This is a genomic window from Pseudoalteromonas sp. MB47, assembly GCF_011319765.1.
Lineage (GTDB): Bacteria > Pseudomonadota > Gammaproteobacteria > Enterobacterales > Alteromonadaceae > Pseudoalteromonas > Pseudoalteromonas simplex.
Genome location: NZ_VFBD01000030.1, coordinates 39,805 through 57,916, shown reverse-complemented (window position 1 = coordinate 57,916; position 18,112 = coordinate 39,805). Strand labels below are relative to the sequence as shown.

The following is an 18,112-nucleotide window of genomic DNA, read 5'->3' as shown; positions in this document are numbered from 1 at the left end:
CATTATGATCCGATTTAACCGTGCCCTATCGCCAGTTTCTGTTTTAAGTTTTGATTTAGACGACACACTTTACAACAACCATCCGATCATAAAATCAGCCTTGCAAGCACAAGCTGATTACCTCGAGGCATTAGACCAATGGCCAGCCGATAGCATGAGCTACTGGTTAACATGCCGCGATAAAGCTTTAAAACATGATGCGGCTTTAATTGATGACGTTACGCGCTGGCGACAAGCAGCATTACACTATGCCATGACCGATCTGGGTTTTTCAGCAGAGCAAGCTCAGTTGCATGCCGAAAATGCTTATCAGGCATTCGCTGATGCCCGCAGTCAAATAACCGTTACTGATGAAGTACTTGAATTACTTACTAATCTCAGTAAACACTACCGCCTCATCGCCATCACCAATGGTAATGTCGAAGTAGAAAAGTTTAACCTTAATGGTGTATTTGAGTTAGTTTTACAAGCAGGCCCACACGGAAAAGCGAAGCCGCATAGCGCCTTGTTTGATAGCGCAGCAAAGCAGTTAGAGGTTAATCATAAAGAAATTTTGCACATTGGCGATAGCCTAGATACTGATGTACAAGGTGCCAATAATGCTGGCTGCCAAAGCGTTTGGCTTAATAACCAAGCAACGCAATATCGTTATCAAGGATTAGCAGATATTGAGATCAGTAATATCATGGCGCTCAATCATTTAGTTAAAAAGTAACGACTTTAAAAAATGTGTTTTATGCTGAGTAAGTAAATAACAAAGATTAAATGATTGGGCAAAACGGATGAATGCTTTTCTTAAATTAATATTGCTATGCTCTCTTAGCTTAAACGGTTACTTTATTTGGCAACTGTTTAACCCCGCGAAGCCAAAACAAATTGAGACTGTAGCAACCACTCCCATAGTCAAGAAAAGCGCGGTTTTACCAGCCCACTTTCAACAAGCTGTTGCGCTATTTAGCAACCAATTATTCGACAAAGCGGTGGCCGAGTACACCCAATTGCTTGTTAATGAACCTCACTATGCAAGGCAACTTAAACAAATTTGGCAACAACAGCTTGAGACATGGCTTTCCCATCAAAAATTCACCTTAAGTGAGCAATTTTTAACGGCCTTTTTAAATAGTCACCCTTACGATGTCACCATGCTTGAACTTGAGGCAAAGCGTTTAATAGCACAAGGTGATACCCAACAAGGTATTATCAATTTACTGGCGCTTAGCAACCAGTTAGACAGCAATGATAAGCAACAACTTAACAAACAAATAGACGAGCTAAGCAAATCCTATATTGATGAACTTATTGCAACGCAACAATGGCAAGCCCTACTTAATATTAGTCAACAATGGCTTGATTACGCGCCTGGCAACGCGCATTACTTATATAACAATGCATTAGCTAACTACCATTTAGAAGATTATGTCGCGAGCCAAATAACCCTAGATCAACTACCCGAAGATCATGACTATAAACAACAGGCTGAGCAATTACATCAGTTGATTCAACAAGCTCTCGCAGGAGTTGAAGTTATAAAATTAACCGCTCGAGGTTCACACTATTTGGTGAACAGTATTATCAACGATGATATCGAAACCGAGCTGATGATCGACACCGGCGCTAGCTTTACTGTGATTAACCAAACATTATTAAACTCGCTTAACACCCCAGCCAATTACCTTGGCACCTTACAAGTAAACACAGCTAATGGAATTGTTGAAGCACAGCGTTATCAGCTCGAGTCGTTTCAAGTCGGTCAACAACGTATTCGTAATTTTGAAGTGCTGGTAATAGAAAATCATGCCGGGTATGGTTTACTAGGTATGAACTTTTTAGAGAATTTTAAGTTTAATATCAATCAGCAAGTGAATGAGTTAGAGTTGATAAAGAACAATTTTTAAGGACAAGCAATGACTCTTAACGAATTTCTTTCGAAATTAGCAAGCACACCGCAGCAAATTGAGTTTACCGATACCATGGCGGTCATAGACAACAATTATGACTTTACCCCAAGTGGTTTTAACAATCATGGCCTGCTAAGCGCGGCAAATGAAAATAATGGCTCGTGTAAAATTTTTGCCTTTGCTAAGCTAAATCAACTGAGTAAACAAAACACCCTAGATTGCTTTGGCGCGTTTTATCGTGATGACGTATTACACAATCCTGAAGGGCAAGACCATATGAACATTCGCACCTTTATGCTTGCCCCTGAAGCGACCCCTTTCTTAGGGATTACTTTTACCGAGCAAGACGAGCTAAAAGCGAAGTGAGTAAAAGCCAATAGTTAAAGGCTTTTTTCCATAAAATAACGGCAGCCGTCGAGTGGGTAGTTACGCATTTCATATTTAACTAGGTAGCCGTTGTTTTCGTAAAAGGGTTTAGCTTGGAAATCGAGCGTATCAAGTTGTGCGGTGTTTGCACCAAGTGCTTTAGCTTTACTCTCTAATTCAGCGAGTAAGCGTGTCGCAAGTCCCTTACCACGCGTCTTATCATCACACCAAAGCCAACTAATAAGCAGCCAATTGCCAAATACCTGACCATGAATACCAGCAACCACACTGTTTTGTTTATTAACGAACTTAAAACCAACGGGAATACGCTCGGCATTAAAATGCGCGGCGTTGAAAGCCACAATATGTTCTCTTAGCTGGTTGTTGAGATCAGCTGAGTCATCACTTTTTAATTGATACATATACTCAGTATACGCTTATATCGTTAATCAGTATAAGTGGTTCTTACCATAGGGTACTTCAAGCATGTTGCTGGCCAGCTTTTCGGGCTGACCACACATCTCATCATAAGCACTGGTGTGGCGTAAAACCATATCGCCATAACTTAGGTGATCAAGACGCTTTTGAATATGCAACGGGCTAATATCACGAATAAACTCACCTTGCTCATCAGTAACATAATACTCAACGTTATTGATCATCACAGACACCTGATACAATGCCATTTCTAATGAATGAAGGATAACCTTTTGCAGTGGTTGGTGAGCTGCAAGCTCTGATAATTTGATAGGCATGTGCATTCCTCTTTGGTGGTGGAACTATCCATACGTGATTTTGATATACTATGATCAAATTAATTGTACAAAAATCACTCATGCCAGATAAAGTACGACTTGCTAAATTTATTGCCCATGCGGGTGTTTGCTCTCGAAAGCAAGCATCGCGCTTGATAGATCAAGGTGAGGTAACAGTAAATGGCCGTGCCGCAAATCATATAGATCATGTTGATGAGCACGATGATGTGATTGTACTTGGCGAAAAAATTTTAGCTAGGGCACCACTCACCTACTTTGCTTATCACAAGCCTGTTGGTATAGATTGCAAATTAAATGCTGATGACCCAACAAGCCTTATTCATAGCCTGCCTAAAACCACTCGCGTTTACCCAATTGGCCGGCTCGACAAAGACTCCCGAGGTTTGTTGATTTTGACCAATGACGGTGAGTTTTGTAATCAACTGATCCACCCTGATTACCACCAACCCAAACGCTATTTAGTCACCGTTGATAAGTCCCTTGATAGCGACTTTTGTAAAAAAATGGCGGGCGGTGTGCCTGTCGATAAGCAAATAACCCTCCCTTGCACGGTGACTCAAGTCAACGAAACGCAGTTTTGCATTGTCTTAAAACAAGGTTTAAATCGGCAAATACGAAAAATGGCACGTTTTTGTGGCTACAAAGTCATCGACCTTTACCGCACAGATATCGCAAAACTGTCACTCACCACGCTGAATTTGCCCGAAGGACAGATAGTCAGTATCAAAAAAAGTGACATTCTCTAACAAAAAAGTTTGCATTAATTGATTACACGTGTAATCTTAAATTAAAGATTACATCTGTAGGCATAAAAATGATTGAACTTTCTAAAGCTGAATTCGAAGTATTAGATGCAGTATGGCTTGGCTACCCAGCCACAGCTAGTGAAGTAATTGCGCGTTTAAGTGACGATAAAGAATGGCACGAAAAAACCATTAAAACGCTACTAAGCCGTTTAGTTAAAAAAGGCGCTCTTAGCTTCGAGAAACAAGGCCGCCAATATAACTACACCCCTTGCATCGCCCGTGAAGAATACACATTAAAAGAAAGCCAAAGCTTTATTGAACGCTTTTTTAATGGCCGTATTGCGCCACTGGTGAGTGGCTTTGCTAAATCAGAGCAACTCTCGCAACATGATATTGATGAGCTGAAAAAGGTCATTGATGATTGGGAAAAACAGCAAAAATAAGGCGTTGTTATGTTAGATGTATTTTTTAATTGGCTGTTAGATCAACAACTTTTGATCTCATCTGCAATTATGTTTTTATTGCTGTTAGAGCGAAAGTTACTAAGCCAGCTATCGGCACGCTTGGTTTATACACTCTGGGCGCTTTTACCAATTAGTTTATTGTTAGCGAACCTACCAGAGCACTTAAAGCCAATTCAAAGCGACTTTATCAGTAAGCTGACTATCACGCCAAACACAGCAATAATGCCGCAGTTTACGCTCACTTGGTTTGCTATTTATGGCTTTATTAGTGCCGCACTGCTGATCACTGCCGTATATTTTCATTACCGTTTTCTAGCAAAACTGCAGTTAGCGCCAATTACGCTTGATCATCACAGCAATCAAAGTATGCGCTTATACCAAAGCAACCAAGTGAGCTCACCTATGGTTGTAGGGGTTTTAAATACCAAGCTAGTGCTGCCTACAAACTATCAAAGCCACTACGATAAACATGCTTTAGCGCTTATTTTAGAGCATGAATCAGTGCACATTAAACGCAAAGACAACCTAATTAATGCCATCGCTTTAAGTGCCACTATTTTGTTGTGGTTTAACCCTGTCGCTTGGCTTGGTTATGCAAGTCTGCGCCGCATTCAAGAGCTTTCATGTGATGAGCAAGTACTCAAAAATAAATCAACTGAACAACGAATTTTATACAGTAAGGCATTAGTGCACTGTGCAAGCTTTAGCAGAACAGGCTTAATGGCTTATTCACAATACGGAGATAAAAACACCATGTTACAACGTCTAAATCAGATCAAGCAGATCGACAACAGCTCATTTATTGCAAAAACAGCGTTAGTTATTTTTACAATGGGCATGCTTAGCAGTTTTGCGATTGCAAAACAGCCGATGTCAGTTGAAAAGACAAAAGACTATCAAGCGGTAATGCGCGTAGAGCCGATATACCCAATTCAAGCGGCAGAGCAAGGTATAAGCGGTTCAGTCGTTTTGAAATACGATATTTTACCAAGCGGCGCCACCAGCAATGTAAGTGTGGTAAGTGCAGAGCCTGAAGGTGTTTTCAATCGAGAAGCGAAAAGAGCCTTAAAAAAATGGCAGTATGCGCCGTCTGAATCAGGCTTTAAAAACGCCTTAGTACAACTCGATTTCGCCTTAGACGAAAACTACCAAGCAAAGGATTTAATAGAGAAAATTAAAGTTAGCTCTAAGTAAAAGCAATCACTTAAGACCCTAAAGCAAGCGCCTTATTTAAGCCGCTTGCTTTGTGGTTTTTGACTACTAGCTCTATCGCTAAAGACAAAGAGCAATCATAGCCACAGCACAAACATAGCCAACAAGCCAAACTAATGAACGTAAAATATCCTGGTTTATGTAGTAGAAAATACAATACAACACACGGGCAATAACATGCACAATCGCAAGGGTCTCAGTTACCTGATAGACATTATTGCTACCTATTACGACTGCCAGAGCGACAGCAAAAATAATCAGCGATTCAAAGCTATTTTGATGTGCTGCCAACGCACGAGCACCAAAGCCGGTTAGTTTAGCTTGTTGTTCGCGTGGGTGCTTATTGTCGTAGCCTGACAACTTATTTTGTGCAAAAGCCACAGGCGCTTTGGCCAAATAGGGGATGAGTACTGCGATGAGTGCGCAGATAATCAGTATGGTCATGGTATTTCCTTATTTTTTAACTGTTTTAGCTTACCCTAACGCAAACAAAAAAAAGCCGCTACATATAACAGCAGCGGCCAGCAATAGCATCATTGTCACTATAGTCTAAAGTCAGCATAAAAGCCCTGCGGCATATTGTCACAGCTGAGTTTTTCTCAAGTTGGTCGATAAGCTGATGCTCTAACACTTTGGTTTTGTTACTATATACCCAAGCCTCCTCAAGATGCAGAATTCAGCGTTTCACAGGAGCTTAATATCAAGGCGGTACTTTGCAAGAATGGCAGTCCCTTTTAAGAAGTAACAACGATGAGAGTAAGTGCCTGTGAAGCGCCCAAAGGGTTGGTTTAAAAGCGATTTATACTGCGTTATTGATTTTAACAATAGAACCACTATTATTTGCAATCAATGCCTTGCCTAAATCGCTTTTAATTCCAACTGAAACTCACATCTTGAGGTGGCTTGGGTATAAATACTCCACATTAATTTATTTTCAATATGACTTGGATTTTCTTAACTATTTTTGCGGCATTTATGCAGTCGTGGCGCAACGCTTTGCAAAGCAAACTCAGTGCAACAGTGAGTGTTGCCGGGGTAACGCTTGCTCGCTTTATCGTTGCCAGCCCAATTGCTGCCCTGTATTTATTTGCACTTTATCAATATCAAGACGCCGCACTTCCTGACTTTAATCTGGCTTTTATTGGCTACATTGTTGGCGCCAGTATCGTCCAAATTGTTGCCACAGGTTTAATGGTAAAGCTGTTTAAAATGAATAACTTTGCAGTCGGTGCAGGGCTTGCTAAAAGTGAAGCGCTAATGGCGGCCATTTTAGGTGTCATGTTCTTTGGCTCAGCACTGTCGTTACTGGGCTGGGTTGGCGTATTTATTGGTGCAATTGCGGTACTGCTATTAAGTGGCATCGCGAATGTTAAACACTTTAATTTGGGCACCGCACTGCTTGGGCTTGCTTGCGGTACTTCTTTTGCTCTCTCTTCATCATGGATCCGTGAAGCAAGTTTAAGTTCAGGGCTGACTTTTCCGCATTCTGCAGCTTGGGTGTTAGTGCTGATAATCAGTTTACAAACACTGATGCTATGCGTGTATATTGCATTCAAAGAGCGCGATACTTTTAAGAAAATGTGGCAACACAAAGGCACCACGACCGCTGTTAGTATTTGTAGCTGTTTAGGTTCTATTGGTTGGTTTAGCGCCATGAGCTTGCAGCATGTTGCTTATGTAAAAACACTGGGGCAGATAGAAGTATTTTTTACCATTATGGTATCGATTCTTTGGTTAAAACAGCCGTTAAAACGCCAAGACACGGCGGGGCTTGTGTTAATTGCACTGGCTGCCATTCTTGTAATGCTACCCAATTAGGCTTATTCCTAGTCATTAAAAAAGCGGCTATGCCGCTTTTTTAATGACTAATCTTTAGGGTTATTACACCACTAATTATCAACAGTACTCCGGCAATGCGGCCAAAAGTGGCGGCATCCCCATAAAATAAAATACCAACCAAGAAAGTGCCAGCAGCACCAATACCTGTCCATACTGCATAGGATGTCCCCATCGGTATATCCTTTTGCGCCAACCACAACATAAAGCCACTAGCGACCATAAAGGCGACGGCTATTGCAATGCCTAACCAGCGACTGTCTGCCTGTTGAGACATCTTAAGGCCTACAGGCCAGCCAATTTCTAACAGACCTGCGACAATTAAATACAACCACGCCATTATTGATCTCGCTTTTTCAAAATTACATCATATAAATCTTCACGGCGGTCTTTTAAGTTTCTTACCGTACCTTCACTGTGAAGGATTTTCAGTTTATCCATATCTAAATCACTGAATAACAACATTTCGGTATTCGGTGTTGCTTCATTCAAGGTTGCATCATGCGGGAACGAAAAGTCAGAAGGGGTAAGCACTGCTGATTGCGAATACTGTACGTCTAAGCTTTCTACTTCAGGTAAGTTCCCAACCGAGCCTGCAATCACAACATAACATTCATTTTCGATTGCACGTGCTTGCGCACAATGGCGTACACGTAAGTAACTATTTTTTGTATCTGTCCAAAATGGCACAAACAAAATATCTAATCCTTGCTTAGCGAGAATACGCGACAATTCAGGAAACTCTACATCGTAACAAATTTGAATACCGACACGACCCGCATCCGTTTCAAATACAGCAATTTTATCACCGCCTTGGATCACCCAGTCATTTTGCTCGTGAGGGGTAATATGAATTTTACGCTGCTCATCAATTTTACCGCTACGGTGGCATAAATAGCTAACATTATAAATCTTGTCGTCTTCAGCTAGTGGCATAGAACCGGTGATAATATTGGCATTATATTCAACCGCCATGCGTGACATCGCATCACGGAAGGTTTCTGTGTATTCGGCCAAATAGCGAATCGCTTCCGTTTGATTACTTTGCTCGGTAAGACCCATTAACGGGGCATTGAAAAATTCCGGAAACAGAATAAAGTCACTTTTATAATCTGATACTGTATCAACAAAATACTCCACCTGCTTGAGCAGCTCTTCCACAGACTCAACACAACGCATTTGCCATTGTACGGCACCGACACGGACAATTGATTTGGTCGACTCAAGTACCGTATCAGTCGGCTCAAACATAATGTTATTCCACTCTAGTAAAGTGGCATAACCAACTGACTCCTGATCTTCAGGAAGGTATTTTTTAAGTAAACGTTTAACTTGGAAATCATTAGATAGCTGAAAGCTTAAAATCGGATCATACAGCTCTTTGTGGTCAACTTTTTCGATGTACTCCATCGGAGACATCTCTGCACTGTGATTGTAATAGCGCGGAATACGTCCACCCGCTAAAATAGCGCGCAAGTTATACTGACGGCACAGCTCTTTACGCGCATCGTATAAGCGACGACCCAGTCGCATCCCTCGGTGAGTTGATGAAATCACCACATCTAAACCATAAAGTGCATCACCTTCAGGATCACTAAATACACGGTCGTGACCATCAACAATATCTTCGTAGGTATGTGGGTTAGAAAAGCGCGCGTAATCAACCTGTACACTCAAGGCGATGCCTACTAAAACACCATCGTCAACAATGCCTATTTGCCCTTCCGGAAACTGGTCTATTAGCCTAAAAATAGTATGGCTTGGCCAAGCACCTCCAAGCCCTGGGTAAGCTTGATCCATGAGGGTCTTTATTTGTGGGTACTGTTCTTTAGTTAGATTACAAATCTCTAAATGCGTTTTTTCCGCCGGCATAACTACTCCTTTTTAGGCACGAAAATATTATCAAGGCAAACGGCAAGCCGATATCAATGATGGTTTGATTAGAGTGGCATTAATTCACAGTCCTGCCAAGCTTAAAGCTTAGCAAAAACGAAGTGAACTGGTGTTTAACCCGATTAAATTAAATGAATTAAAGAAACAGAAATCTCTTTAATTCTTCACAGCCTAAATTTTAATCTATACTAGTTTTTACACCTAGCTGTCTAAGAGGTCCGGTTGCTAAAACATCTCTTAAAACAACCTAAGCAATCAGAGTTACAAGAAATAGAGCATGTTAAGTTTCTTATTATTTTGAAGATTGCTTACTTTGCACTCGCAGTCCACGTTGTGCTAATTCCCGTTTTCGCTCACATTGGTGCAGTTACTTTGGCAATAGTAAATGTTCTAAGTGTGTGTGCATGGGCTGGGGGAATTTTTCTAATCAAACAAGGTTTAACCTCTTTAGCTCTTCGTGTGTTTTGTCTTGAAGTGGTTATTCACTCAACCATTGTTTGTGCAATGCTTGGCTTAGATGCAGGATTTCAATTTTATCTATGGACTGTGTCTTGCCTGTTAATGATCGACTATCAACTAACTCTAAAGCGAGCTTCTTTGTATAGCGTGTTAATGATCATTGCTTTTGCATTGTTGTATGTGTTTTTTTCAAATACAAACTACCCTTTTGCTTACTCTGAACTGCTCCCCCATATTAAAATAATTAATATAATTATTGCTGGCTTACCTATGATTTATGGCATGGGTTTAATTAGAGAGATTACTCTTTCACAACGACTAGAGTTAACGGAAATGGCAGCCCGGGATCCTCTTACAAAACTTTTCAATCGCCGCTTTGCTAAAAAGCTAATTATGAATGCACGCAAAAATTGCATAAATAATAACAGCCCTCTTTGCATGGCCATGGCAGACATCGATCAGTTTAAAAGAATCAATGATAATTACGGGCATGATAAAGGTGATACTATTTTAGTGAATATTTCACGACTCATCAGTGAATTCATGAGCGAGGATGATATTGCAGTTCGTTGGGGCGGAGAAGAGTTTTTACTAATACTTACCCAATCTAATGAACGCCAAGCCTTTGCAAAAATTGAAGCTTTGCGTACAAAAATAGCAGCATTGGAAGCTCACCCTGACTGTCCGGATTTAAAAGTAACTATGAGCTTTGGTTTAATTGAATGGCAACCCCTTACTCCCATAGAAAAAATGCTGCAGTATGCAGATTCAGCGCTGTATGAGAGCAAGCACTCTGGCCGTAATAAGACCACGATAGTGCATGCTCAAAGTACATTTTTTGAAAATGAAGATTAATTAATTGCCTCAATAGTAATGCTATGTGCAATCTCTTGCGGCAATAATGGCGTTAAACCATTACTGACATAATCGTTAAACCCAGCACGATAAAATTCTGACAATGGATGCCCAGATTGCCCACCCGGAATAGCCATAATCGCTTTATCTAAATGCCCTGGTTGAACAATAAAGCGCTGCGAAGCACCAAAACTACGCCCTTGTACTGAAGGCATAAAGGTATCACCAAACCCAGGCGCCGTAGGCATATTCAATAAGCTTTTAAGTACCGGTATTTGCTTGGCAAATGGGTGCTCAATCACTAACTCGTTGACCTTACCCCACTCCCAGCTGTGCGGGTTGTTACCGTACTGCTCGGTTAGTTTAGTGATAACGCGATCAAATGCAGCTAGCATTTGCTGATTCCAGTTTGCATACTCTGGGTTTAACCATGCTTCAGGCTGCGCTTCGATAAGTTGCCAAACAGCAGGCTCTAAGTCTCGTTTTACTGGCTTTAAGCTACTGTTGAGGGCTTTTAGCTTGTTCTCTAATGGACTAAATAAACCATTAATTACTTCACTGCGGTAACGCTTTACTAAGGTATAGCCAATTGAATCGCTACAAGCACACGCCTGCCAATTATTTAGCTCTTTTAAATACAGCGCATATTTATCGCCTGCGTTGCTGAGCTGATTGACCAGCAGTTTATGCCAAGCTGTTAAGAATCGAGCTTCATTATCATGTTGTAAGTCATAAAAATCTTGTTCGTTGAACTGTTGCTTTTCAAATAATCGATCGCGAATTTGTGCCGAGCGAGCCCCCATGGCATAAGCACCATTACCAAAGCGCTGGTCATCCTCTACGGAAACAACGCGTGAGTTGCCCGTCCATAATCGGCCACTGTCTGGGTTTTTAACAAATGGACGCAGCGTTTCGTTTTCATGCCACGCTGCAGGATACGCTTGCTCAGCCACCGCTAATTGATGGGGCTCTTTACGGGCTGGAACGGCTCCCATATTCTTCCAAGCGGCGTTACCTTGATCATCAACAACCATCAAGTTTTGGACAGGAATACCCACTTCAGCCGCAAGCGCTAGTGCATCATCAACCGTACTTGCTTGCTCAAGCTTAAGTAATTCCATATCAACCGCATACTCATGGTGAGCAACCCAACTTAGTGCATATGGTTTGCCATTAATTTCTTTTACTGGGCCATATTCACTCATAGTTAAAGCATAATTTTCAATGCTGCCGTCATTGAGTAAGATGGGTTCATCTATCTGCCACGTTTTCTCTTTACTCTCAAGGGCTATCCAATCGGCTGTATCTAGGTAACCATTGGTGAATCCCCACGCTATTTTATTATTGGTGCCAACTACAATTGCTGGAGCGCCAGGTAATGACACACCGGTGATTTGCTGCATTTCACCATTGAGTGGATAATTGAGCTGGGCACGGTACCAAATGATTGGCACAGCAAATGATAAGTGCATATCGTCTGACAACATTGCAGCACCAGTTTCAGTTAACTGCCCAGTAACTGCCCAGTTATTACTACCAAGCTCCTTGCGCTCTGCAATCTCAGTCATAGCCCATTGAGCGTCTTTGAGATTTGGAATACCGCCGTTATAAGGTGCTAATAGGCTGTTATCGAGCGCCGCTTGATAAAGGCTAGGCTGAGTAATAAAGTCGATCATCGCCTTACCGTATAGATCTTCGATTTCGATTAGTGTTTTGTCGCGTTCAAAGGTAGCCGTTTGCAAATCTAAATACATACTAAAAATGATTAGTAAGCTGTCTTCACTTTGCCAAGGTTTTGCTTCAGCGCCAGTCAGTAAATATTCAAAACTATCGAAACCTACTTGCGCATGACCCTCATTAACCCCATTCGCGTAAGCTTTTAATAGCGCTTTATCTTTTGCTGGTAACTGCGCAACAGCAATCTGACTACGTTTGCGTAACTGATGAAAACGCATTTTTTTATCAAGCCCAACAGCAGCCTTACCAAATAATTCACTAAGCTCACCTGCGGCATTACGGCGCAGTAAATCCATTTGAAAGAATCGGTCCTGACCATGCGCAAAACCAAGAGCATAGGCTACATCTAAACGGTTTTCGGCATGAATAACAGCCTGCCCTAAAGTGTCTCGTTCAATCTTCACTGATTGCAAAATAGCGTCGCTTTTACCCCGGCCATCAAGAGCCGGTAAACTTAGATTTAATACACCATAAACAAGCCCTGTTGCGAGTAACACCACAACGAACAAACCTATTAATAACCATTTGATTATCTTGAACATGCCATTTACCCTTGCGCTAAAGTAACACTGTATTAACCTGCTATATTAACCTGAGTTTTGTGAAAAAATAGTGTTGCTATCCAAATATTTAAATTTAGTTTTCTTGATTAGCTGATGATTGTTAATTGCCTCAGAAATTGTCTATAGTAGGGAAATAGTTTAGAAATCAATCTTTCTCATGCCATTAGCAACTGAAACCGATAATAAAAAACTGCAAAAACTAAAGTTAGCCTTTTGGTTTTCACTTGCGCTAGTTATTGTAATTGGCTTAATCATCGATCAATTAAACTATAGCCGAGAAAAAGATGCATTCCGTGCTCAGGAGATTGCGCGAGTTAGCGCTTACCGTGCAAAGTTAGAGGCGACTCTAATCTCTAATATTCAACTTGTTCGCGGCCTTGCCGTCGCAGTTGCTGCTGAGCCAAATTTAAATCAAAGCCGCTTTTCTCAAATTGCCACGCCATTATTCGAAACCTCTTCAGAATTAAGAAATATCGGCGCTGCACCAAACATGATCATTCAGATGACTTACCCACTAAAAGGAAATGAGAAATCAATTGGTCTCAATTTTCTAGAAAACGCCGCGCAGCGAGACGATGCAATTAAGGCGCGCGATGAAAACAAAATTGTCATGGCAGGTCCCTTAGAACTAGTACAAGGCGGTCAAGCCTTAATAGCTCGCATGCCTATTTTTACACCACCAGAACAGCACTTTTGGGGATTACTTTCTGTCGTACTCGATATTGATAAAGTTTATAACAATTCGGGGCTTCTAGCTTTAAATAAGCACTACGACATAGCGTTACAGGGTCGCAACGGGTTAGGTGCTGAGGGGGAATTTTTCTACGGAAATAGCGCTATTTTAAATGACACACCACTTAATTTTGGCATTAATTTCCCTGGCGGGAATTGGCGTATGTATGCTGTTCCGAAAGCAGGTTGGCATCCACCAAAATCAGCCATTTGGCCGTTACGTATCGCCATAATTATCGTATGTATATTATTTGCGGGTGCTTGTGTGTTCTTTTTAAAAATGCTCGAGCGCCAATACAAAAGCGAGCGAATGCTCGAAACAATGAGTAGCCTAGCAAAAGTAGGTGCGTGGTCATTTAATCTCGAGACCAAAGCTGTTTATTGGTCAGATATGACTAAACAAATCTTTAAGTTGCCACTCAATAAACAACCACAATGGCCAACCAATCTCGACTATTTTAAACCCGGTTACAGCCGTGACAAAATTCGCCACTTAATCGAAAAAGCGATAAAAGAAGGTGAAAGCTTTGAAACTCAAGTGCAAATAATTACTGTATCAGGCGAAGCTATCTGGGTTTTAGCGCATGGCGAATCTGAATATAAGAATGGCCGCTGTATCAAACTATTTGGGTCATTACAAAACATAGATGCTCGCAAACGCGTTGAGCTTGAAAACAATAAAATTGCCTTGCACAACGAAATACTTGCCTCATTAACTGTTCACGAAGCCGTCTTAACGGGTAATTTAAACTTATCTAAGCATGTAATTGTAAAAGCGATATGCCAAGCACTAGAGGTTGATCGAGCAAGCATTTGGTTATTTAGCGAAGACCGACAAACGCTTAACTCGTTTGCTAGTCATGATCAAAATCAATCGCGTTTTAGTCGGGCAGTGTCGTTACAGCAAATAGAACACCCTAACTATTTTGATGCCATTAACAATAACGCCGTTATAAATGCGAGTGATGCATATCACCACCCGTTTACCAAGGAGTTAGCTAGCAATTATTTTGATCGCGCTGATATTCGCTCCATGCTTACTGCAATCATTCCGACTGGAAGTAAAAGTATGGGGGTGGTGTGCGCAGAGAACAGCGCATCAAGACGACATTGGAGTAAAAACGAGGAAAGCTTTTTAATTGCAGTTGCGGCACTTATTGGTAGCTTACATGCAAGCCAACAGCGTATAGAAACTGAACATCAGCTAGTTCAAGCGAAAAATGCAGCAGAACAAGCAGTAAAAATAAAAGGTGAATTTTTAGCAAGTATGAGCCATGAAATCCGCACCCCGATGAATGGGGTTATTGGCATGCTTAATATCATTAAACAAACAAAATTAGATAAACAACAAAGCCATCATCTTGAATTGGCACAGTCATCAGCAGAGTCATTACTGCATATTATCAATGATATTTTAGACTTTTCAAAAATTGAAGCTGGTAAGCTCGATATCGAAAACGTGAGTTTTAATATATCTAAACTTCTAGGCGATACCATTGAATCATTTGCTATAAAAGCAGAGCAAAACAATACCAAACTATTACTAGATGCAACTCATATCAAACGTGAATTTATCATAAGCGACCCAAATCGTATTAGGCAAATCATCAATAACCTAATAGGTAATGCAGTTAAATTCACAAAAGACGGTGAGATAGTCGTGATAGCCAAACTTGAAACTGCTGATAACGAGTTATATCTGAATTGCTCTGTTGTTGATAATGGCTTAGGCATAAAACCAGAAAAACAAGCAACTCTTTTTGATTCTTTTACTCAAGCTGATGCTTCAACTACCCGGCAATATGGCGGCACAGGCCTTGGTCTTGCCATTGTTAAACAGCTTTGTACTCTAATGGGCGGCGATGTAAATGTTGTCAGTTCTTATGGAGAAGGCAGCACGTTCAATTTCTCAATTAAAGTAAAATTTGACTACCAAAAGCAGCTGCATGAGCCAAGTCACTTAATTGATAAAAAACGCATTTTAATTGCTGACAACTGCAAGCTCAGTAGCAGCATTACTAAAAAACAATTGCAATTATGGGGAGCAAAAGTTGAAGTTATTGGCAATATGCCAAGCTTGATTAACCGTGCGGCCCACTCTCAAGAGCCACCTTGCGATGCAGTTTTTATAGATTACCAACTCTATATGCAAGCAGAACAATCAGAGCAACGAGCGTTCCAAAAATATTATAATAACAATGCATGTAAATGTATTTTAATGGCACCTATGAGCCTAACTGAAGAGCAATCTAAACAAACTTTAGAAGCGCAAAGTATTATATTTAAACCTTTAACCCCTTCAGACTTATTTAACTCTTTGGCTAACGAAAAGTACATTGAACAACAACAAGTAAATAAAGAACAAAGCATCGCTAAAATTTCCATGCCAGCTTCGAGTACATCATCTCGCGTCTTATTAGTCGAAGATAATAAAGTTAACCAAGTGGTTGCTGGCGCCTTACTCAAACAAGCAGGTATTAGTTTTGATATTGCTGAAAATGGTCTTGAGGCAATAACAAAACTAGCAAATAATGAGAATGCCCCTTACGAACTAGTGCTAATGGACTGCCAAATGCCAGAAATGGACGGCTATCAAGCAACAAAGGCAATAAGATTAGGAAAAGCTGGCGAAGCACATCAGAAAGTCAATATTGTTGCACTAACTGCCAATGCAATGCAGGGTGACAAAGAACGCTGTTTAGATGCTGGCATGGATGATTATTTAACAAAACCCCTTAACTTTGACTCATTAAATAAAAAATTAGCAATTTGGCTAAGTGCAGCACATTAAAGAGAAATAAAATCATGCAATTATCATCGATACAACAACGCGTTATTGGCTGTTTACTCGAAAAGCAAAGTACAACACCCGAACATTATCCGTTATCTTCAAACTCCCTCACTAATGCATGTAATCAAAAATCTAACCGTGAACCGGTACTGTCTCTCACTGAGGCGCAAGTACAAGATACACTCGATGAGCTTATTGCATCACGCTTAGTAACTCTTGATGAAGGGTTATCAGGGCGGGTTAATAAATATGCTCACCGCTTTTGTAATACCGAATTTGGCAGTTTGCAATTTACTGAGCAGCAACGCGCCATTATTTGTTTACTGCTGCTACGCGGCCCACAAACACCGGGAGAACTAAGAACGCGCAGCAACCGACTAGCTGAGTTTAGCAATGTCAATGAAGTTGAAGCCGCATTAAATGCACTCATTGAGCAAGAACATGTTGCACGCTTAGCACGAGAGCCAGGCAAACGAGAGAGCCGCTATATGCACTTATTTGTTGACCCAGACAGCATCACTGAGGATATGGCTGCTAGTGAGCCGATGCAGGATAACAACAGTGAAGTGCAACAATTACTGAGCGAAATCGAAGATCTTAAGCAGCAAGTAAACGAAATAAAAGCGCATTTAGGTCTTTAATAAAAACCGCGCCCGTAACATAATATAATTATACCCCTTTACAAAGGGGTTCCCTCAAAACGCTGACAACCACAACGAAAAATAGGAGCTCTACCATGCGTGCCGACATTCTGGCGGAAATGAAAGTCCAACCAACTATTGATGTAAAAGCGGAAATCACCCGTCGTGTTAACTTTCTTAAAAGCCGACTTATTGCTGCGCACTCTCGCTCACTTGTATTAGGGATCAGTGGCGGTGTTGACTCATCAACCTGTGGCCGTTTATGCCAATTAGCAGTTGATGAATTAAACCAAGAGCACAACACTAACGAATATCAATTTATTGCTGTGCGCTTACCTTACGGCGTACAAGCAGATGAAGACGAAGCACAACTAGCCGTAGATTTTATTCAACCAAGTAAGCGTATGACGGTTAACATTAAAGCGGCTGTCGATGGCATGCATGAACAAGCAATGGCCGCGGTTGTTGGTGGTGGTGCTGAATTACCAGAGCAAGCTAAAATTGACTTTATCAAAGGCAATGTGAAGGCACGCCAGCGCATGGTTGCGCAGTATGAAATTGCTGGTTTCTGCCAAGGCTTAGTGGTTGGTACCGATCACAGTGCTGAAAACATCACGGGTTTTTACACCAAGTTTGGTGACGGTGCATGTGATTTAGCGCCGTTATTTGGTTTATCAAAGCGTCAAGTTCGTGCACTTGCTGAGCATTTGGGAGCACCAGCAGTACTGGTAAATAAAGCCCCAACGGCCGATTTAGAGTGTGATCGCCCAGGTCTGACTGACGAAGAAGCGCTAGGCCTAACCTACGAACAAATTGATGATTTCTTAGAAGGTAAAGACGTCAGCAATGAAGTCGAAGAAAAGCTAACAGCAATTTACTTACGTACTCAACATAAACGCCAAGCAATCCCAACCGTTTACGACGAGCTTTAAGGGTAGTTTAAACATTGCGAGGGCAATAATAATTGCCCTTTTCTACTCCTCCCGCCCCCCTTAGCAATATTCAGAACCTTCAATCACTGATTATCAGCTTCACAAAATGATCTGGAGCATCATGCCTGACGTAAAAGTTAGCAACATGATTGCAGTAAAGATGAAATAGTTCTGTAATTTGGTTTATAGTTGTTACAGTAAATACATTATA

General features: G+C 41.1%; 17 protein-coding genes. 11 read left to right on the top strand and 6 right to left on the bottom strand.

Annotation, left to right across the window (positions count from 1 at the left end; translation table 11 throughout):
- The first annotated feature begins 4 nt into the window (after positions 1 to 4).
- The 3 genes from IMPJCBKJ_RS18015 to IMPJCBKJ_RS18005 all read left to right on the top strand — a co-directional run bounded on the left by IMPJCBKJ_RS18015 (position 5) and on the right by IMPJCBKJ_RS18005 (position 2,264).
- Complete coding sequence (locus IMPJCBKJ_RS18015; RefSeq protein ID WP_166341443.1) at positions 5 to 715, top strand: HAD-IA family hydrolase; 711 nt, start codon at positions 5 to 7, stop codon at positions 713 to 715.
- A 67-nt stretch (positions 716 to 782) separates the two neighbouring features.
- The gene (locus tag IMPJCBKJ_RS18010; RefSeq protein WP_166341441.1) at positions 783 to 1,895 is read left to right on the top strand and encodes a retropepsin-like aspartic protease; all 1,113 of its coding nucleotides are present in this window, start codon (positions 783 to 785) and stop codon (positions 1,893 to 1,895) included.
- A gap of 9 nt (positions 1,896 to 1,904) precedes the next feature.
- Complete coding sequence (locus IMPJCBKJ_RS18005; protein WP_166341439.1) at positions 1,905 to 2,264, top strand: HopJ type III effector protein; 360 nt, start codon at positions 1,905 to 1,907, stop codon at positions 2,262 to 2,264.
- A gap of 14 nt (positions 2,265 to 2,278) precedes the next feature.
- Here the strand turns inward: IMPJCBKJ_RS18005 and IMPJCBKJ_RS18000 are convergent, their stop codons facing one another.
- A complete protein-coding gene (locus IMPJCBKJ_RS18000; protein ID WP_054554652.1) occupies positions 2,279 to 2,686 on the bottom strand; it encodes a GNAT family N-acetyltransferase in 408 nt (135 codons plus the stop codon).
- 27 nt (positions 2,687 to 2,713) lie between these two features.
- A complete protein-coding gene (locus IMPJCBKJ_RS17995; protein ID WP_138618770.1) occupies positions 2,714 to 3,019 on the bottom strand; it encodes a DUF6482 family protein in 306 nt (101 codons plus the stop codon).
- Between the two features lie 80 nt (positions 3,020 to 3,099).
- Between IMPJCBKJ_RS17995 and IMPJCBKJ_RS17990 the strand changes: the two genes are divergently transcribed.
- The 3 genes from IMPJCBKJ_RS17990 (at position 3,100) to IMPJCBKJ_RS17980 (ending at position 5,444) form a co-directional block, all read left to right on the top strand.
- Positions 3,100 to 3,786 carry a pseudouridine synthase gene (locus IMPJCBKJ_RS17990; RefSeq protein WP_166341473.1) on the top strand — a complete coding sequence of 229 codons (687 nt, stop codon included), beginning with the start codon at positions 3,100 to 3,102 and terminating at the stop codon, positions 3,784 to 3,786.
- 68 nt (positions 3,787 to 3,854) lie between these two features.
- Positions 3,855 to 4,229, top strand: a complete 375-nt coding sequence (locus IMPJCBKJ_RS17985; RefSeq protein ID WP_054554650.1) for a BlaI/MecI/CopY family transcriptional regulator — start codon at positions 3,855 to 3,857, stop codon at positions 4,227 to 4,229.
- A gap of 9 nt (positions 4,230 to 4,238) precedes the next feature.
- On the top strand, positions 4,239 to 5,444 hold the full coding sequence (locus tag IMPJCBKJ_RS17980; protein WP_166341437.1) for a M56 family metallopeptidase: 1,206 nt from the start codon (positions 4,239 to 4,241) through the stop codon (positions 5,442 to 5,444).
- Between the two features lie 78 nt (positions 5,445 to 5,522).
- On the opposite strand, the gene IMPJCBKJ_RS17975 is transcribed toward IMPJCBKJ_RS17980, so the two are convergent.
- On the bottom strand, positions 5,523 to 5,906 hold the full coding sequence (locus IMPJCBKJ_RS17975; RefSeq protein WP_166341435.1) for an MAPEG family protein: 384 nt from the start codon (positions 5,904 to 5,906) through the stop codon (positions 5,523 to 5,525).
- Positions 5,907 to 6,401: 495 nt separating this feature from the next.
- Between IMPJCBKJ_RS17975 and IMPJCBKJ_RS17970 the strand changes: the two genes are divergently transcribed.
- Positions 6,402 to 7,280, top strand: coding sequence for a DMT family transporter (locus tag IMPJCBKJ_RS17970; protein ID WP_138598955.1), 879 nt, complete (start codon positions 6,402 to 6,404; stop codon positions 7,278 to 7,280).
- Between the two features lie 40 nt (positions 7,281 to 7,320).
- On the opposite strand, the gene IMPJCBKJ_RS17965 is transcribed toward IMPJCBKJ_RS17970, so the two are convergent.
- Both IMPJCBKJ_RS17965 and IMPJCBKJ_RS17960 read right to left on the bottom strand, forming a co-directional pair.
- Positions 7,321 to 7,638, bottom strand: coding sequence for a multidrug efflux SMR transporter (locus IMPJCBKJ_RS17965; RefSeq protein ID WP_054554646.1), 318 nt, complete (start codon positions 7,636 to 7,638; stop codon positions 7,321 to 7,323).
- Positions 7,638 to 9,170: a carbon-nitrogen hydrolase family protein gene (locus IMPJCBKJ_RS17960; RefSeq protein WP_166341431.1), complete on the bottom strand. Its 1,533-nt coding sequence runs from the start codon at positions 9,168 to 9,170 to the stop codon at positions 7,638 to 7,640. The genes IMPJCBKJ_RS17965 and IMPJCBKJ_RS17960 overlap by 1 nt, the downstream gene beginning before the upstream one ends.
- Before the next feature lie 243 nt (positions 9,171 to 9,413).
- On the opposite strand from IMPJCBKJ_RS17960, the gene IMPJCBKJ_RS17955 reads away from it, so the two are divergent.
- The gene (locus tag IMPJCBKJ_RS17955) at positions 9,414 to 10,505 is read left to right on the top strand and encodes a GGDEF domain-containing protein (protein ID WP_166341429.1); all 1,092 of its coding nucleotides are present in this window, start codon (positions 9,414 to 9,416) and stop codon (positions 10,503 to 10,505) included.
- On the opposite strand, the gene IMPJCBKJ_RS17950 is transcribed toward IMPJCBKJ_RS17955, so the two are convergent.
- Entirely contained in the window at positions 10,502 to 12,784 is a 2,283-nt protein-coding gene (locus IMPJCBKJ_RS17950) for a penicillin acylase family protein (protein ID WP_166341427.1), read from the bottom strand. The two genes, IMPJCBKJ_RS17955 and IMPJCBKJ_RS17950, sit on opposite strands and share 4 nt — an antisense overlap.
- 178 nt (positions 12,785 to 12,962) lie before the next feature.
- Here IMPJCBKJ_RS17950 and IMPJCBKJ_RS17945 point away from each other — a divergent pair, with 178 nt between their 5' ends.
- From IMPJCBKJ_RS17945 to nadE, 3 genes are all read left to right on the top strand, one after another.
- Positions 12,963 to 16,328 (top strand): ATP-binding protein, encoded by a 3,366-nt coding sequence (locus IMPJCBKJ_RS17945; protein WP_054554642.1) that lies wholly within the window; start codon positions 12,963 to 12,965, stop codon positions 16,326 to 16,328.
- A gap of 14 nt (positions 16,329 to 16,342) precedes the next feature.
- Positions 16,343 to 16,969, top strand: coding sequence for a YceH family protein (locus tag IMPJCBKJ_RS17940; RefSeq protein ID WP_166341425.1), 627 nt, complete (start codon positions 16,343 to 16,345; stop codon positions 16,967 to 16,969).
- 95 nt (positions 16,970 to 17,064) lie between these two features.
- A complete protein-coding gene (gene nadE, locus IMPJCBKJ_RS17935; RefSeq protein ID WP_166341423.1) occupies positions 17,065 to 17,901 on the top strand; it encodes an ammonia-dependent NAD(+) synthetase in 837 nt (278 codons plus the stop codon).
- Positions 17,902 to 18,112: the final 211 nt, after the last annotated feature.

Bases quoted from the DNA above. Each gene is read 5' to 3' on its own strand.
- IMPJCBKJ_RS18015 (WP_166341443.1), top strand. From the start codon at position 5: ATGATCCGATTTAACCGTGCCCTATCGCCAGTTTCTGTTTTAAGTTTT.
- IMPJCBKJ_RS18010 (WP_166341441.1), top strand. From the start codon at position 783: ATGAATGCTTTTCTTAAATTAATATTGCTATGCTCTCTTAGCTTAAAC.
- IMPJCBKJ_RS18005 (WP_166341439.1), top strand. From the start codon at position 1,905: ATGACTCTTAACGAATTTCTTTCGAAATTAGCAAGCACACCGCAGCAA.
- IMPJCBKJ_RS18000 (WP_054554652.1), bottom strand. From the start codon at position 2,686: ATGTATCAATTAAAAAGTGATGACTCAGCTGATCTCAACAACCAGCTA.
- IMPJCBKJ_RS17995 (WP_138618770.1), bottom strand. From the start codon at position 3,019: ATGCCTATCAAATTATCAGAGCTTGCAGCTCACCAACCACTGCAAAAG.
- IMPJCBKJ_RS17990 (WP_166341473.1), top strand. From the start codon at position 3,100: ATGCCAGATAAAGTACGACTTGCTAAATTTATTGCCCATGCGGGTGTT.
- IMPJCBKJ_RS17985 (WP_054554650.1), top strand. From the start codon at position 3,855: ATGATTGAACTTTCTAAAGCTGAATTCGAAGTATTAGATGCAGTATGG.
- IMPJCBKJ_RS17980 (WP_166341437.1), top strand. From the start codon at position 4,239: ATGTTAGATGTATTTTTTAATTGGCTGTTAGATCAACAACTTTTGATC.
- IMPJCBKJ_RS17975 (WP_166341435.1), bottom strand. From the start codon at position 5,906: ATGACCATACTGATTATCTGCGCACTCATCGCAGTACTCATCCCCTAT.
- IMPJCBKJ_RS17970 (WP_138598955.1), top strand. From the start codon at position 6,402: ATGACTTGGATTTTCTTAACTATTTTTGCGGCATTTATGCAGTCGTGG.
- IMPJCBKJ_RS17965 (WP_054554646.1), bottom strand. From the start codon at position 7,638: ATGGCGTGGTTGTATTTAATTGTCGCAGGTCTGTTAGAAATTGGCTGG.
- IMPJCBKJ_RS17960 (WP_166341431.1), bottom strand. From the start codon at position 9,170: ATGCCGGCGGAAAAAACGCATTTAGAGATTTGTAATCTAACTAAAGAA.
- IMPJCBKJ_RS17950 (WP_166341427.1), bottom strand. From the start codon at position 12,784: ATGTTCAAGATAATCAAATGGTTATTAATAGGTTTGTTCGTTGTGGTG.
- IMPJCBKJ_RS17945 (WP_054554642.1), top strand. From the start codon at position 12,963: ATGCCATTAGCAACTGAAACCGATAATAAAAAACTGCAAAAACTAAAG.
- IMPJCBKJ_RS17940 (WP_166341425.1), top strand. From the start codon at position 16,343: ATGCAATTATCATCGATACAACAACGCGTTATTGGCTGTTTACTCGAA.
- nadE (WP_166341423.1), top strand. From the start codon at position 17,065: ATGCGTGCCGACATTCTGGCGGAAATGAAAGTCCAACCAACTATTGAT.